The 13,244-nt window shown below is 72.8% G+C and carries 14 protein-coding genes; 1 reads left to right on the plus strand and 13 read right to left on the minus strand.

The genetic code is table 11. From position 1 onward, the window contains the following. Window positions 1-617 precede the first annotated feature (617 nt). Genes DZA62_RS10405 through DZA62_RS10415 form a run of 3 tightly spaced genes read right to left on the minus strand, consistent with a single transcriptional unit; the run spans window position 618 to window position 3,210 of the window. Complete coding sequence (locus DZA62_RS10405; RefSeq protein WP_116948812.1) at window positions 618-1,340, minus strand: amidohydrolase family protein; 723 nt, start codon at window positions 1,338-1,340, stop codon at window positions 618-620. Further along, the gene (locus tag DZA62_RS10410) at window positions 1,337-2,044 is read right to left on the minus strand and encodes an amidohydrolase family protein (protein WP_116948813.1); all 708 of its coding nucleotides are present in this window, start codon (window positions 2,042-2,044) and stop codon (window positions 1,337-1,339) included. The genes DZA62_RS10405 and DZA62_RS10410 overlap by 4 nt, the downstream gene beginning before the upstream one ends. Further along, window positions 2,041-3,210 (minus strand): DegT/DnrJ/EryC1/StrS family aminotransferase, encoded by a 1,170-nt coding sequence (locus DZA62_RS10415; RefSeq protein WP_408618602.1) that lies wholly within the window; start codon window positions 3,208-3,210, stop codon window positions 2,041-2,043. Before DZA62_RS10415 ends, DZA62_RS10410 begins: the two co-directional genes overlap by 4 nt. Before the next feature lie 140 nt (window positions 3,211-3,350). Between DZA62_RS10415 and DZA62_RS10420 the strand changes: the two genes are divergently transcribed. Then, window positions 3,351-4,577 carry a hypothetical protein gene (locus DZA62_RS10420; RefSeq protein WP_116948815.1) on the plus strand — a complete coding sequence of 409 codons (1,227 nt, stop codon included), beginning with the start codon at window positions 3,351-3,353 and terminating at the stop codon, window positions 4,575-4,577. On the opposite strand, the gene DZA62_RS10425 is transcribed toward DZA62_RS10420, so the two are convergent. The 10 genes from DZA62_RS10425 to DZA62_RS10470 form a co-directional block, all read right to left on the minus strand. Next, window positions 4,567-5,601 carry a dihydrodipicolinate synthase family protein gene (locus DZA62_RS10425; protein WP_116948816.1) on the minus strand — a complete coding sequence of 345 codons (1,035 nt, stop codon included), beginning with the start codon at window positions 5,599-5,601 and terminating at the stop codon, window positions 4,567-4,569. The genes DZA62_RS10420 and DZA62_RS10425 overlap by 11 nt on opposite strands. A gap of 1 nt (window position 5,602) precedes the next feature. After that, window positions 5,603-6,619 carry an NAD-dependent epimerase/dehydratase family protein gene (locus DZA62_RS10430; protein WP_116949089.1) on the minus strand — a complete coding sequence of 339 codons (1,017 nt, stop codon included), beginning with the start codon at window positions 6,617-6,619 and terminating at the stop codon, window positions 5,603-5,605. 123 nt (window positions 6,620-6,742) lie between these two features. Next, window positions 6,743-6,991 (minus strand): hypothetical protein, encoded by a 249-nt coding sequence (locus DZA62_RS10435; protein WP_116948817.1) that lies wholly within the window; start codon window positions 6,989-6,991, stop codon window positions 6,743-6,745. Between the two features lie 40 nt (window positions 6,992-7,031). Further along, a complete protein-coding gene (locus tag DZA62_RS35655) occupies window positions 7,032-7,169 on the minus strand; it encodes a hypothetical protein (protein ID WP_157987592.1) in 138 nt (45 codons plus the stop codon). Between the two features lie 128 nt (window positions 7,170-7,297). After that, window positions 7,298-8,476, minus strand: a complete 1,179-nt coding sequence (locus tag DZA62_RS10445) for a DegT/DnrJ/EryC1/StrS family aminotransferase (RefSeq protein ID WP_116948819.1) — start codon at window positions 8,474-8,476, stop codon at window positions 7,298-7,300. Beyond that, window positions 8,473-9,252 carry an amidohydrolase family protein gene (locus DZA62_RS10450; RefSeq protein WP_116948820.1) on the minus strand — a complete coding sequence of 260 codons (780 nt, stop codon included), beginning with the start codon at window positions 9,250-9,252 and terminating at the stop codon, window positions 8,473-8,475. The genes DZA62_RS10445 and DZA62_RS10450 overlap by 4 nt, the downstream gene beginning before the upstream one ends. Continuing rightward, window positions 9,249-9,971 carry an amidohydrolase family protein gene (locus tag DZA62_RS10455; protein ID WP_116948821.1) on the minus strand — a complete coding sequence of 241 codons (723 nt, stop codon included), beginning with the start codon at window positions 9,969-9,971 and terminating at the stop codon, window positions 9,249-9,251. Before DZA62_RS10455 ends, DZA62_RS10450 begins: the two co-directional genes overlap by 4 nt. 7 nt (window positions 9,972-9,978) lie before the next feature. Beyond that, window positions 9,979-10,857: a carbohydrate ABC transporter permease gene (locus DZA62_RS10460; RefSeq protein ID WP_198663618.1), complete on the minus strand. Its 879-nt coding sequence runs from the start codon at window positions 10,855-10,857 to the stop codon at window positions 9,979-9,981. Next, window positions 10,854-11,759 carry a carbohydrate ABC transporter permease gene (locus tag DZA62_RS10465; RefSeq protein ID WP_116948822.1) on the minus strand — a complete coding sequence of 302 codons (906 nt, stop codon included), beginning with the start codon at window positions 11,757-11,759 and terminating at the stop codon, window positions 10,854-10,856. The genes DZA62_RS10460 and DZA62_RS10465 overlap by 4 nt, the downstream gene beginning before the upstream one ends. A 42-nt stretch (window positions 11,760-11,801) precedes the next feature. Then, window positions 11,802-13,055 carry a sugar ABC transporter substrate-binding protein gene (locus DZA62_RS10470; protein WP_198663619.1) on the minus strand — a complete coding sequence of 418 codons (1,254 nt, stop codon included), beginning with the start codon at window positions 13,053-13,055 and terminating at the stop codon, window positions 11,802-11,804. Between the last annotated feature and the right edge of the window lie 189 nt (window positions 13,056-13,244).

A 13,244-nucleotide genomic window follows, 5' to 3' on the forward strand; every position in this document is an offset into this window, starting at 1 on the left:
TGATCATCTCGGGCGCCGCCGGTGCGACATGGCGCCCTGGGCACTTGTGGACAGCGATGATCATCAACGATCGCGTACGTCACCAGGCGTTCTCCCGCTCTACCACCCATGCATGCCTGGTGAAGCGAACGGACGCCAACTGAACGTGATCATCTCGGGCGCCTCGGGTGCGACGTGGCGCCCTGGGCACTTGTGGACAGCGATGATCATCAACGATCGCGTACGTCACCAGGCGTTCTCCCGCTCTACCACCCATGCATGCCTGGTGAAGCGAACGGACGCCTGGTGGAGTGCCCTGCGAACCCGGCCCACGCCAGCGGTGGAGGTCGACGGTCGGCCCCGACGGCCAACGGTGGAACCCGGGACCACGCCTGCGGAGCCCGAGGTGTGCCCAGACTCGCCCCGTCCCCCTGATAGCTGCCAGTTCTGAGACCGCGCGGCCGTGGGTCAAGCGGTCATTCGTCGGCGCGAAGCGCCCAAGCAGGTCCGCTCGAGGCGCGGTTGAGCGGCTGAGAACATGGGCAGCAGGGGGACGGCGAACGGCACGTACCCGACACACGTACGCAAGGCCCACGACCCCGTCGCCCCGACCTACGCGAGCGGCAGGAACGGCTCGTTCAGAGGCCGAACACCTCGGCCGCGTTGCGCCACATGATCAACTCCTCCTCGGCGGAGCTGAGCCCGGCCGCCCGGATCGCGCCCAGCGTGACCGCCGGGTGGATGAGGGTGGCGTCGCTGCCGAACATCAGGCGCTCCGGTCCGATCCGGTCCAGCACCCAGCGGATGCGGCCGGGTGCCGGCGTCGACCAGCAGGGCTCGAACCAGAGCCGGTCGGTCCGCTCGGCCGCCGCGGGCGTCAGCGGCCAGGCCGGTCCGCCGAGGTGCGCGGCCACCACACGGGCGCCGTCGACCTGGGCCACGACGTCGGCGAGGGCGACGATCTCGTCGCCCCACGTGTGCACCAGGGCCGGCAGGTCGTGCTCGGCCAGCAGCGCCAGCGCGTCGGCCATCGCGGGTGAGCCGCCGGGCGAGCCGGCGTAGTGGGTGTGGATCTTCGCGCCCGCGAACAGCCCGGTCGGCAGCAGCTCCTCGAGCTGCGAGGCGGCAAGGTCCAGCTCACGCGGATCGACCACGAGCAGGCCGCGCAGCCGCGGGTGCGCCTCCAGGGCGGGCAACAGCGCCGGGTTGCCGGTCAGCGGGTCGTACACCACCGCCTCGACCGCCGACACCAACTGGACGTCGATGCCGCAGTCGTCCATCACCCGCAGGTTGACCGCCGCGTCGGCGACGTCGGTGCTGAAGAACCACGGGCCCCAGTGGCCGTGCACGTCGATGATCACGCCGGCACCCCCAGCAGTCGGCGCAGGTTGCCACCCACGACCAGGTCGTGCTGCGCGGGCGTCAGGCCGCCGGCCGCCAGCCGGTCCACGACGGCGGCCGCCTCGAACCAGCCGGGCCGGCTGCCGAACACCAGCCGCTCGGCGCCGACCTCCGCGGCCAGCACCTCCCAGCCGTCGATATCGCCGAGCAGCCGGGTCGACGCGTGGAAGCCGGGTTCGTCGCGGGCCAGCAGCACGAAGTCGCCCAGGTGGTAGAAGTGCGCGTCGACGAAGACGGCGGACGCGCCCAGCCCGGCCAGCGCGGGCCCGACGACCCGGACGTCGCCCTCGACGAGCAGCAGCAGGTCCGCGTCGACGGCCGCCCGGGCCACCGCCGCCAGGCCGGGCGCGGTGGCCGGCACGCCCTGCCGGTCCGGCGCCAGCCGCACTGCCCGCACGCCCAGCGACGCCGCGCGCGCCACCTCCGCCAGCGCGGTCAGCGGGTCGCGCAGGTCCACCCCGGCCGCCGCGTGCCAGCCCTGCTCGGCGGCGACGGCCCGGGCCTCGTCGTTGCCGCTCGGCGCGTCGAACAGCAGCGACCGCAGCGACGTGACCAGCCCGCCGCCGATGCCGAGCGGCCCCAGCGCCGCCGCCAGCTCCGCGCCCGGCAGCCGCGCGCCGGTCGCGATGTCGCGGCCGATCAGCAGGTCGGCGTCGGTGATCACGACGTCACCAGCGCGGTGTGCACCTTCTCGACCGCGGCGGCGATGTCGTCGACGTCGGTGCCGGTGAAGTTCTCGTTCCACGGCACCACGACGAGCCGCCGGTAGACGAGGTCCTCGGCCACCGGGCAGAGCCCGTCGGGGTAGTCGCGGCCGGCCAGCGGGTAGCCGGACGAGCCGTAGGTGAGCGGCTTGCGCAGCACCGGCTCGGCGTAGAGCGGACGGGCCAGATACCCGCCCAGCGCCGGGACGCCCTCGGCGGTCAGCGCCGCCGCATACCGCTCCAGCCCGGGCTCGTCCAGGCCGTCGACCAGCAGCGGGAAGTACCAGTACACGTGGTCGCCGTCGTCGGGCGGCAGCCCCAGCCCGCGCAGCCCGGCCAGCCGGCCGGCGACCGCCGCGGCACTGCCCCGGCGTCGCTCGACGACGGCCGGCAGCTTGCGCAGCTGCTCCCGGGCGACCGCGCCCACCAGTTCGGTCATCCGGTAGTTCAGCGCGAACGAGAGGTACGCGCGCTCGCCGGTCTCGCGTGGCCAGCCCTTGTCGGCGAACCGGCGCAGCCGCAGCGCCAGTTCCGGGTCGTCGGTGGTGACCAGGCCGCCGTCGCCGGCGGTGATGTGTTTGTACTGCTGCAGGCTGAAGCAGCCGAGCTGGCCGACGGCGCCGGCCAGCGCACCGCCCGGACGGCTCGGCGCGAGGTAGGCCTGCGCGCAGTCCTCGATCAGCATGATGCCGGCGCGGTCGGTGAGCTCGCGCAACCGCGCCACCGGAGCCGGCTTGCCGAACAGATGGACGGCGAGGACGGCACGGGTACGCGGCCCGATGAGCGCCGCGACGGCGTCGGGGTCGAGGTTGCCGGTGACCGGGTCGACGTCGGCGAAGACCGGGACCGCGTTCTGCGCGATGATCGGGGTGACCGAGCCCATGTCGGAGATCGGCGGCACGATGATCTCGTCGCCAGGCTCGGGATCGACGGCGGCGACGGCGAGGTGGATCGCCGCGGTGCCGCTGCTGCACGCCACCGCGTACCGGGTGCCGATGAGCGCGGCGAACTCCTCGGTCAGCGCCGGCACCTCGGTGCCCCAGACGCCGGACAGCATGCCGCTGCGCAGCACCCGCAGCACGGCGGCCTCCTCCTCGGGGCCGATGGTCCGCCCGCTCGGCTCCATGGGTGACGGCAACGGCCGTCCGGCGCGTACCGGCGTCCCGCCGTCGATGGCCAGCGTCACTGCCTCGCCTGCTTCCTGTCGTCCGACTCGCATCGTATCGGCCCGGCCCGAAAACTGGACCGGGTGGCTACAGTTGTCGTATGGACACCTCGATCGGCGTGGTCGGCCCGCACGACCTGGTCGACAGCGTCGCGACGGTCTGCGAGGAGCAGGCCGGGGTGCGGGTGCACCGGTTCGACTACGACCACGAGACGCAGGCCTCGGCCATGGTCACCACGCACGCCTCCGGCGTCGACGCGTGGCTGTTCACCGGCATCGTTCCGTACACCCTCGCGCACGATGCGCTGACGCGCCCGGCCGCCTTCGTGGACTACAGCGGATCGACGCTGCTCGAGGCGCTGGTGCGGCTGCTGCGCGACGGCTACGACGTCACCCGGCTCTCCGTCGACACCCTCGATCCCGCACAGGTGCACGGCACGCTGCAGGACGCCGGGGTGCCGGTCGCCGAGGTGCGCACGCTCCCCTACCGGCCGGGCGCCACCGCCGCCGACTTCGCCGCCTTCCACCGCCGGCACGCGAGCCGTCACGCGGGCACCGTCGCCGTCACCTGCCTGGCGTCCGTGCACGACCAGCTCAGCGGCGAGCTGCCGGTGTTCCGGCTGGCGCCGTCGCGGCAGTCGGTGCGCGCGGCGCTGCGCCAGCTGCTGCTGTCGGCCACCAGCCAGATCCAGGAGGACGCGCAGGTCGCGCTCGGTCTGGTCGAGGTCTCCCCCGCGACCGAGCTCGACGACCTCGCGCGCGAGGTCGGGCTGCTGGGCGGCTCGCTGTCGCAGTACTCCGAGACGCTCTCGCTGATCGTCACCACCCGCGGACCGCTGCACGACGCCTCGCGCGGGTTCACCGCCCTGCCGCTGCTGCACCGCCTCGGGCAGCGGCACGACGTCGTGCGCATCGGGTTCGGCATCGGGCACAGCGGCGCCGAGGCCGAGCGGCTGGCTCGCCGGGCGCTGGCCCGGGCGCGCAGCCACGGCGACGTCGCCGCCGTCGTGTCGTCGCGCAACGACGTCGACATCCTGCTCGAGACGGTTCTCCCGGCCGAGGCGCCGAAGCCCGAACAGAGCCGGGCCGTCGTCGCCAGCCGGGTCGGACTGTCCGTCGGCACGCTCGACCGTCTCCGCGAGATCACCTCCGCCACCGCCGACCGCCCGCTCACCACACGCGACGTCGCCGACGGGCTCGGCGTGCAGCTGCGGACGGCGCGCCGCATCCTGCAGCGGCTGGAGCTGGCCGGGTGCGCGGAGCGGTCGGGCAGCCTGGAGTCGGGGACCATCGGGCGGCCGCTGACGCTGTACCGCATCAGCCTCTGAGCCAGCGGTCCAGCCGCTCGGCGATGAAGGCGTCGTCGCGCAGCTGCGGGTGCGCGGCCCAGATGCGGTCGATCTCGTCCAGCTGGCCGGGCGACAGCACCTCGTTCTCGTCCAGGCACCAGAGGCCGGCCAGCAGACCCTGCCGGCGCAGCACCTCGTGGATGCCCGGCACGCAGCCGTGGAATCCGTGCGCGGCGTCGAAGACGGCGGCGTTGGCGTCGGTGAGGACGGGGTTCAGCGCGAGCAGCTCGCGCAGCGCCGTGTCGTCGCCGCCTCGGGCCCGGCCGGCGGTGGCGAGGATCTCGACCGCGCCACGCACCCACACCGCCCACTGCCCGAGCAGGCCGCCGACCACCTCGATGCGCTCGCCGCCGACGTCGTACGTGGTCAGCAGGTCCATCACGATGTGGTCGTCGTTGCCGGTGTAGAGGGCGATGTCGCCGGACCGGCCGGACTCGGCCAGCCCGTGCACGACCTCGAGGGTGGCGTAGCGGTCGAACGGCGCGACCTTGACGCCCGCGACGGCGGGCTGCTCGGCCAGCCGCCGCCAGAAGTCGCGGCCGAGCACCCGGCCACCGACGGCCGGCTGCAGGTAGAACCCGATGACCGGGATGACCTCGCCGACGGCGCGGGCGCGGTCCAGCAGCTCGTCCTCGGAGGCGTCGCCGGTGCCGTACGGCGTCAGCAGTGCGAGGTCGTAGCCCAGGTCGCGGGCCAGTTCGGCCTCGGCCACCGCTTGCTCCGTCGGTCCGACGATGCCCGTGACCAGCACGGGCGCCTGGTCCGGGTACTCGGCGGCGGTCTCGGCGGCCAGCTCGAGGACCGGCGCGAGCAGGCCGCGGCCGGGCTCGTGGACGGCGAACTGGGTGGTGTGCACGGCGACCGCCAGGCCGGTGGCGCCGGCCTCGACGTAGTACCGCGACAGGGCCCGCTGCCGCTTCTCGTCCAGCTTGCGGTCCTCGTCGAGGGCGAGCGGGTGAGCGGGGATCACTCCACCGGCGCGAAACCGGTCCAGGGCCGTCATCTCAGAACTTCCCGTCGCGTCGCTGGAACTTGGTCGGCTTGCCCAGCGTCGGCAGGCCGGCGCGGACCCAGTGCGCCGTCGCCTCGACCAGCTCCGGCACCGTGACGTCGGGATAGCCGAACAGTCCGTGGCAGCGCTGCGCGTTGGCCAGCAGCGCGGTGGTCGCCTCCTCGCCGGTGAACGTCACCGGCTTGTCCAGCGCCGCGGACAGGTCGCTCGCCAGCCGGCGCACGCCGAGCGTCTCGGGACCGGTGACGTTGAGCAGCAGCGGCGGCGTCGACGCGTGCAGCAGCGCCCGCAGCGTGACCTCGTTGGTGTAGCCCTGCCAGACCAGGTTGAGGCTGCCCATGGTGACGTCGACCGGCCCGCCCGCGTCGATGGCCTGGGCGAGGTCGACCAGCACGCCGTAGCGCATCTCGACCGCGTAGTTGAGCCGGATGATCGCCACCGGGGTGCCGTCGCGCTGCGAGGCGGCCTCCAGGACCCGCTCGCGGCCCAGGCAGGACATCGCGTACTCCCCGATCGGGCCGGGCAGCGTGTCCTCGGTGGCGCCGCCGCTGCCGACGTCGACCAGCGGGTACACGTTGCCGGTCGACAGGGCGCTGATGCGGCTGCCGGCGTAGCGGCGGGCGACGCGTCCGGGCAGGTAGACGTTGGTCTCCCAGGTCCCGGCCTGATTTCCCTCGGTGCCGAACTTCGCGCCGACCAGGTACACGACATTCGCGGCGTCGGGCAGCGCCGCCAGGGCGTCGTCGTCGGTGACGTCGGCCGCGACGACCTCCGCACCGGTGGCCTCCATGGCCTCGCGAGCGCCGGGCCCGCCGTAGCGCGACACCGCGATGACGCGTGCGCCGGTGCCGGCCGCCTCGATGCCCCGCACGGCCAGCCTGACCAGGCTGACGCCCAGCTTGCCGCTCGCCCCGATCACCACCAGATCGCCGTCGAGGCGGCGCAGATCCTGCACCAGCTCCGGCCGTGGCCGCGAAAGTCGCTCGTCGAGCTCGTCGATGCTCCGCACCCGCACACCCCTCCATCAACCGTACTTACGGTCCAGACCGTATTTGGACGGGTGTGGCGATGTCAAGGTGACGGAACCGGTCATGGTCAGGCGCCGTCGCCAGGGCCGTGTCGAACGCGGCGGTCATCGCGCCGAGCGTCCGCAGACGACTCTCTTCGAACGGCGGTTCGTGCCCCACGTCGTCCCACCGGTGGCGCCGCGACCCATGGCCGACTGGTCCATCAGCGCGATCCTCGCGGCGAACCTGACGTCCCATTCGCGGCGCGCCAGGGCCGACACCGCGAGCATCAGCACCTCGACGAACACCTCGGTGCCGCCGTTGGACCTGCGCACCCGCACGTCGACACCGTCCGCCGAGATGACGTGACCCACGATGACCGACCCTCTTGGGTGGACCGTAGGGCGTCGCTGCTCAGTCGGCGGCGAGACCCGCCCCGAAGACGAGTGCGAATCCCACGGCGAAGCCCGCCGCGGAATGGTCGAAGATCAGGGCCAACAGCAGCCCTAGTCCGAACGCGACCATGAACCTCTTAGCCAGCTTCTGACCCATCGCCACTCCCTGCAGTGGTGGGGACAACGCTGGTTCCATGATCAGCCAGACCGCCCGGAGCAGCGCAAGCGGAAGTCTCACATTGAGGGACGGCACCCCGGTGGTTCGTCCCGGTGTGTCGCGGTACGTCAGGGCCGGAGGACGGCCCGATCGTCGCCGAACACCCGGCGGACGGCCGTGACGACGTCGTCCGCGCCGTCCGGGCCGGCCATCAATTGCGGCTGGCGCAGCCAGAAGACCGTCGCGGCGGCCGCCTCCGCTCCCGGCGCCGGCAGCGCGCGGACCTGTCCCCGCAGCGGCTCCAGGCCGCCCAGCGGCGGGTAACCGTCGTCGACGGAGACGCCCTCGGCGGCCAGCGCCCGGCCCACCCAGTCGCGGTCGACGCCCGGCGCCGCCCGCAGCATGAGCAGGTGCCGGGAGTCGGCCGTGGTACCCGGCGGTTGCGGCACGACCTCGACCGGCCGGTCCGCCGCGGCCAGGCCGTCGATCACCCGCCGGGCGAACGCGTCGCGGGCGGCGACCTCGTCGTCCAGACGGTCCAGCCAGGGCAGCAGCAGTGCCGCCTGCAGCTCCGTCATGCGCAGGTTCCAGCCGATGCCGGCGTGGTGGTACCAGGCGCCGCCACGGACCCGGCCGACGTTGCAGGCCGACCAGACTCGCGCGGCCAGCTCGTCGTCGTCGGTGACGATCAGGCCGCCCTCGCCGGCGGTCATCGCTTTGCTGGACTGGAAGCTGAACGTGCCGGCCGTGCCGTGCGCCCCGACGGGGCGGCCGCGGTACGACGCGCCGTGCGCCTGCGCGCTGTCCTCGACGACGGCCAGGCCGTGCTCCGCGGCCAGCGCCAGCAGGTCGTCCAGCGGGGCCGGGCTGCCGGCCAGGTGGACGGGCATGACGGCGCGGGTGCGCGTGCTCAGCGCCGGCCGGACGGTCCCGGCCGTCAGGTGCAGGTGCTCAGGGTCGACGTCGGCCACCACCGGCACCGCGCCCAGCAGCAGCACCGCCGTCGCGCAGGCGACGAACGTGTAGGCCGGCACGACCACCTCGTCACCGGGCCGGACGCCCGCGGCTCGCAGCGCGACGAACAGCGCCAGCGTCCCGTTGGTCAGCACGATGCCGTGCTTCGCGCCGTGCCGCTCGGCGAAGTCGGCGGCCAGGCGCTCGCACAGCGGGCCGGACGTCGCGCCCCAGTGGCCGCTGTCGACCACCTCGGCCAGCAGCTTGCGCTGCGCGTCCGACGCCGGCGGCGGCCAGGCCGGCCAGGGGGCGCGGCGGACCGGTGCGCCGCCGTCGATCGCGAGTGTCGTCATGGCGTCTCCTGCGAGGCGAGGGTGAGTCGCCGGCCGAGCAGCCGGGCGGCGTTGCCGCCCAGCACCAGCGCGCGGTCGGTGTCGGACAGCCGGGCCAGCCGGACCTTTCCCAGGCCCAGCCGCGGGTCGAGGAAGCAGGCGTCGGTGCCGAACAGCACCCGGTCGGCGCCGGCGATCGCGACCATGCGCTCCAGCCAGCGGGTGGTGAGCCGGGAGCCACAGATCTCCAGGTACAGGCCGGGCTGCTCGGCGGCCAGGCGGGCGGCGCGGTGGAAGCCGTCCGGCGACAGCCCGGCGTGCCCGGCGAATACCGGGACGGCCGGGTGCCGGCGGGCCAGCTCGGCGAGGACGCCAGGGTCGGCGAACGGCGACCGCGTCTGCCCGTGGACCAGCGCCGGGACGCCGGCCGCGGCGGCCAGCTCGAGCAGCGGCTCGTACCGGGGGTCGGTGGCGGCGCACTCGTGCGTGTCCGGGTGCAGCTTGAGGCCCCAGACCCCCGGACGGTCCAGCTGATCCCGCAGCCGCGCCGTGGCGTCCGGGTCGTGCGGGTCGGCGACCAGCCAGACGCCGAGCCGGCCGGGATGTCGTCCGGCCTCGGCGAGGGCCAACTCGTTGCCGGTGGCGGGGTCGCGCCCGACGGCGACCAGGTGCGACACGCCGACGGCGTCGATGCCGATCTCGGTGTTGACGTCCACCAGCCAGTCCGCGTCCGGTTCCGGGACGAAGAAGTCCGCCCACGCGCCCAGGTGGCCGTGCGCGTCGATCACCGGGGTCATGGCGTCTCCCCCGCCCGCAGGGCCGCGAACGACCCGGCCGCGATCAGCTCGACGTCGGCGTCCGGCAGCCGCAGGTGGTCCAGCTGGAACCGCGGTCCGGCGTCGTCCCAGACCGGCGCGCCGGTTCCGAACACCAGCCGGTGCGCCCCGGCCTGCCGGGCCAGCCACTCGACACCGCCCGCCGCGGCGAGCGTGCCGGTCTCGACGTAGACGCCCGGATGGACGGTGAGCAGTTCGGCCAGCTCGCGCAGGCACCGGTAGCCCGGCGAGAGCACCAGCACCCGCAGCTCCGGCACCGCCGTGACCAGGGCGCGGACGCGGTCCAGGCCGACTTCGCCGGCGTCCGTCGCGAGCGGGATGCCCGCCGCGGCCAGTTCCCGCCACCAGCCCAGCGCCACCGGGCCGGTGAGCGCGAACCGGTGCCGCACCGGGCAGGCCCGCACCAGCGCCGGTGCCGCGTCGACGACCGCGCCAGGGCCGTCGGGCCAGCCCGCACCCGGCACCGCGGGCAGGATCACCGGGACGGTGACCAGCCGCGCGTGCCCGGCGTCGCGGTGCCGGGCACGAGCCGGGTCGCCGTACAGCTCGTCGCTGGGCGTGACGGCGGCGCCGTCGACGCCGAGGTGGTCCAGCTCGGCGAGCAGTCCAGCGATGTCGGAGGACGGCACGTGGTCGCCCGGCACCGGCCCGAGCACCCGGTGCGCGTCGAAGATCCGCACCGGCAGGTCAGCCCTTCAACCCGGTGGTCGCGATGCTGTTCACCAGGTACCGCTGCAGAACCCCGAAGATGACCAGGCACGGGATCACGCTGATCGCGGCAGACGCCATGATCCGAGCCCGGGCGATGGTCTCGGCGTTCAGTGTCGACAGCCCGACCGTCAAGGTCCGCATGTCGTCGGTCTGTGCGACGACCAGCGGCCACAGGAAGTCGTTCCAGTGCCAGAGGAACACGAAGATGCCCAGTGTCGCCAGCACCGGCTTGGTGAGTGGCAGCACCAGCCGCCAGAACACCGTCCACTCCCCCGCGCCGTCGATCTTCGCCGCGTCGAACAGGTCGTCGGGCAGCCCTTTGATGAACTGCCGCATCAGGAACACCGCCTGCGAGTTCGCCAGCGTCGGGACGATCAGCCCCCAGAAGGTGTTGACCCCCTCCATGCGAGAGACCAGCACGAACATCGGGATCAGGGTGGCCTGGGCCGGCACCATCAGCGTCGCCAGGAACGACCACATCAGCGCGTTGCTGCCCGGGAACCGCTTGCGCGCGAACGCGTAGCCCGCCATCGCGGCCGTCAGCAGGATGACGACGACCGAGACGATCGAGTAGATGAACGAGTTCAGTGTCCAGCGCAGGAACGACGACGCCGACAGGACCGCGGACAGGTTGTCCAGCGTCACCTCGTCGGGCAGCCGCTGCGGGATCGTCTGGGCGCCCTCCGGGGTCACCGCGAGCACGATCACCGCGACGAACGGCACCACGGTGAAGACCGACGCCAGGATCAGCAGGACGGTCAGCCAGAGGTTCGCCCCGCTCCTCCGGCGGCGACGGCGCCCGGTGCCGGCCGGACTCGTCGCCGCCGGAGCGGGTGGTGCGGTGAGCGTGGTCACGTGTTCTCCCGGTCCAGGACGTAGCGCTGCACCAGGGAGATCACGAGGACCACGAGGAACAGCATGACGCCGATGGTGGCGGCGTAGCCGAAGTCGAAGAACTTGAAGCCCTGGTCGTACAGCATGTAGACGAGCCCGTACGACGCCCGGGCCGGCCCACCGCCGGTCATGACGTAGATCGTGTCGAACACCTGGAACGCCACGATCGTCTCGATGACCAGCACGAAGAAGATCACCGGACGCAGCAGCGGCAGCGTGATGCGGCGGAACTTGGCCCACGCACCGGCGCCGTCGAGCGTCGCCGCCTCGATGACGTCCTCGGGGATGTTCTTCAGGCCGGCGAGCAGGATCAGCATCGAGTACCCGAAGCTCTTCCAGACCGACACGATCGCCAGCGAGCCCAGCACCATCGCCTGGTTGCCGGTGAGGAACGGCACCGGCCCGAGGCCGACGCGCTCCAGCAAGCCGTTGGCCAGACCGTTCGAATCGTAGATCCAGATCCAGATGATGCCGGCCATGACGAACGACGTGACGTACGGCAGGAACAACAGACCCCGGAACAGTCCGCGGCCGCGCACCACGTGGTGCAGCATCGTCGCCGTTCCGAGCGACACCACCAGCGTCAGCGGCACGTACATCAGCGCGTAGAGCAGCGTGACGCGCAGGCTGTCGAAGAACAGGTCGTCCTCGATCAGGCGGCGGTAGTTCTCCGCGCCGACGAACGAGAAGTCGCCGCTGAGCCGATAGTCGGTGAAGCTCATCCCGAGCGCACCGAGGCTCGGCACGAACCGGAAGATCACGAACAGCACGAGCATGGGCAGGACGAAGATCAGTCCCCAGCCCGGGTCGCGCACGCGGTCCCGCCACGACGGGCGCGGCGGGGCCGTGCGTTGCAGCGTCATACGGGTCTCCTCGCCCGGCGTCGGGCGTCAGCCGGTGTGGCGTCAGCCGCCACGAGCGATCAGGTCACGCGCCTCCGCCGCGGCGTCTGCGAGCGCGTCCTCCGGCGACTTCGAGCCCTGCAGCGCGGCCTGGAGCTGCGCCGACAGCACCGCCATGACCTGACGGGAGGTCGGCTGCACCTCGCCGGGGCGAGCGTACTGGAGCGCGTCGCTGAGCGGCGTCAGCGCGTCGTCGCCGGTGGGCGCGTCGACGTCGGTGCGGGCCGGGAAGGTGCCGGCCTCGGCGTTCAGCGCCGCGGAGACGTCCGGGCCGGCGATGTACGACGCCACCTCGTACGCGGCGTCCTCGTCGTCGGTGATGCTGGTCAGCGCCAGGACGCCGGGAATGCCGAAGCTCACCTGCTCCTCGCCGATCAGCGGCGCGCCCACCGCCACGTTCTCGGCGCCGAGGCTGGTGCGCATGATCTCGATGTCGGGCAGCGTGATGGCGTACGTCATGGCCGTCGCGCCCGTGGTCAGCGGCCCGCCGTCGACGAGGTTGGTCTTCGTCGCCGCGTCGGCGGGCAGCCCTCCGGCCGCCTGGAGGTCGAGCAGGAACTGCAGGGCCGCCAGGCCCTCGGGTCCGTCGAAGGCGACGTCGGAGCCGTCCTCGGTGAAGATGGTGCCGCCGGCCTGCCACAGCAACGGGTAGAAGGTCAGGTTCAGCGTCGTCTCCGGCGAGCCCGAGTAGTCCAGGACCGAAACCCCGTTCGCCGCCAGCGCGGGAGCCGCGGCGAGCACGTCGTCCCACGTGGCCGGCGGCTCGGTGATGCCGGCCGCTTCGAGGACAGTCGTGTTGTAGGCCGTCGTGGTGCTGGTGTGGTAGATCGGCACGCCGTACAGCTCGTCCTCGAACGTGACGACGTCCAGGGCACTCGGCAGGTACGCGTCGCGGTCGTCCTCGACCGCGCCGTCGAGCGGCTTCAGCCCGCCGCTGACCTGGTATTGCAGCGTCTGGTCGGGAGTGAGCAGCACGAGGTCCGGACCCTGGCCCGACGCGATCGCGGTCGCGATCTTCTCGTCCTTGCCCTCCCACGGCTGCTGCTCGATGGTCAGGTCGATGTCCTCGTTCTCGGCCTCGAAGTCCGCCTCGACCTGGTCCCAGAACGCGATGCTGGCGTCCTGGTCCGGAATGACCGGGTACATCCACACCGTGACCTCGGCCGAGCCGCCGCCGGCCGTGTCGTCGTCCGAACCCCCGCAAGCGGCGACGGTCAACAGCGCCGCCACTCCGACCGCCATACCTCGAACTCGCACCGGAAACCTCCTCGCCGAAGAGCCGGCAAATACCGGCCTGGGCCGAAACTATAGCTGACCAGGCCAGCCGTCAAGGCGCCGCGAGGATCGCACGCCGAACCGGCCCACGCAGGCCGGATGTGCGCGGGAATAACGGTCTTGACCGAATATAACCGGCCCAATACGCTGCGGCCACGCCGAGGCTGAGGA

This window comes from Jiangella endophytica (genome assembly GCF_003427025.1).
Taxonomy (GTDB): Bacteria; Actinomycetota; Actinomycetes; order Jiangellales; family Jiangellaceae; genus Jiangella; species Jiangella endophytica.

Excerpts from the sequence above, each read along its gene's own strand:
- DZA62_RS10445 (WP_116948819.1), bottom strand. The coding sequence starts at position 8,476 with ATGACGACACTCGCGATCGACGGCGGCGCACCGGTCCGCCGCGCCCCC.
- DZA62_RS10450 (WP_116948820.1), bottom strand. The coding sequence starts at position 9,252 with ATGACCCCGGTGATCGACGCGCACGGCCACCTGGGCGCGTGGGCGGAC.
- DZA62_RS10425 (WP_116948816.1), bottom strand. The coding sequence starts at position 5,601 with ATGACGGCCCTGGACCGGTTTCGCGCCGGTGGAGTGATCCCCGCTCAC.
- DZA62_RS10420 (WP_116948815.1), top strand. The coding sequence starts at position 3,351 with ATGGACACCTCGATCGGCGTGGTCGGCCCGCACGACCTGGTCGACAGC.
- DZA62_RS35655 (WP_157987592.1), bottom strand. The coding sequence starts at position 7,169 with ATGGGTCAGAAGCTGGCTAAGAGGTTCATGGTCGCGTTCGGACTAGGG.
- DZA62_RS10415 (WP_408618602.1), bottom strand. The coding sequence starts at position 3,210 with ATGGAGCCGAGCGGGCGGACCATCGGCCCCGAGGAGGAGGCCGCCGTG.
- DZA62_RS10465 (WP_116948822.1), bottom strand. The coding sequence starts at position 11,759 with ATGACGCTGCAACGCACGGCCCCGCCGCGCCCGTCGTGGCGGGACCGC.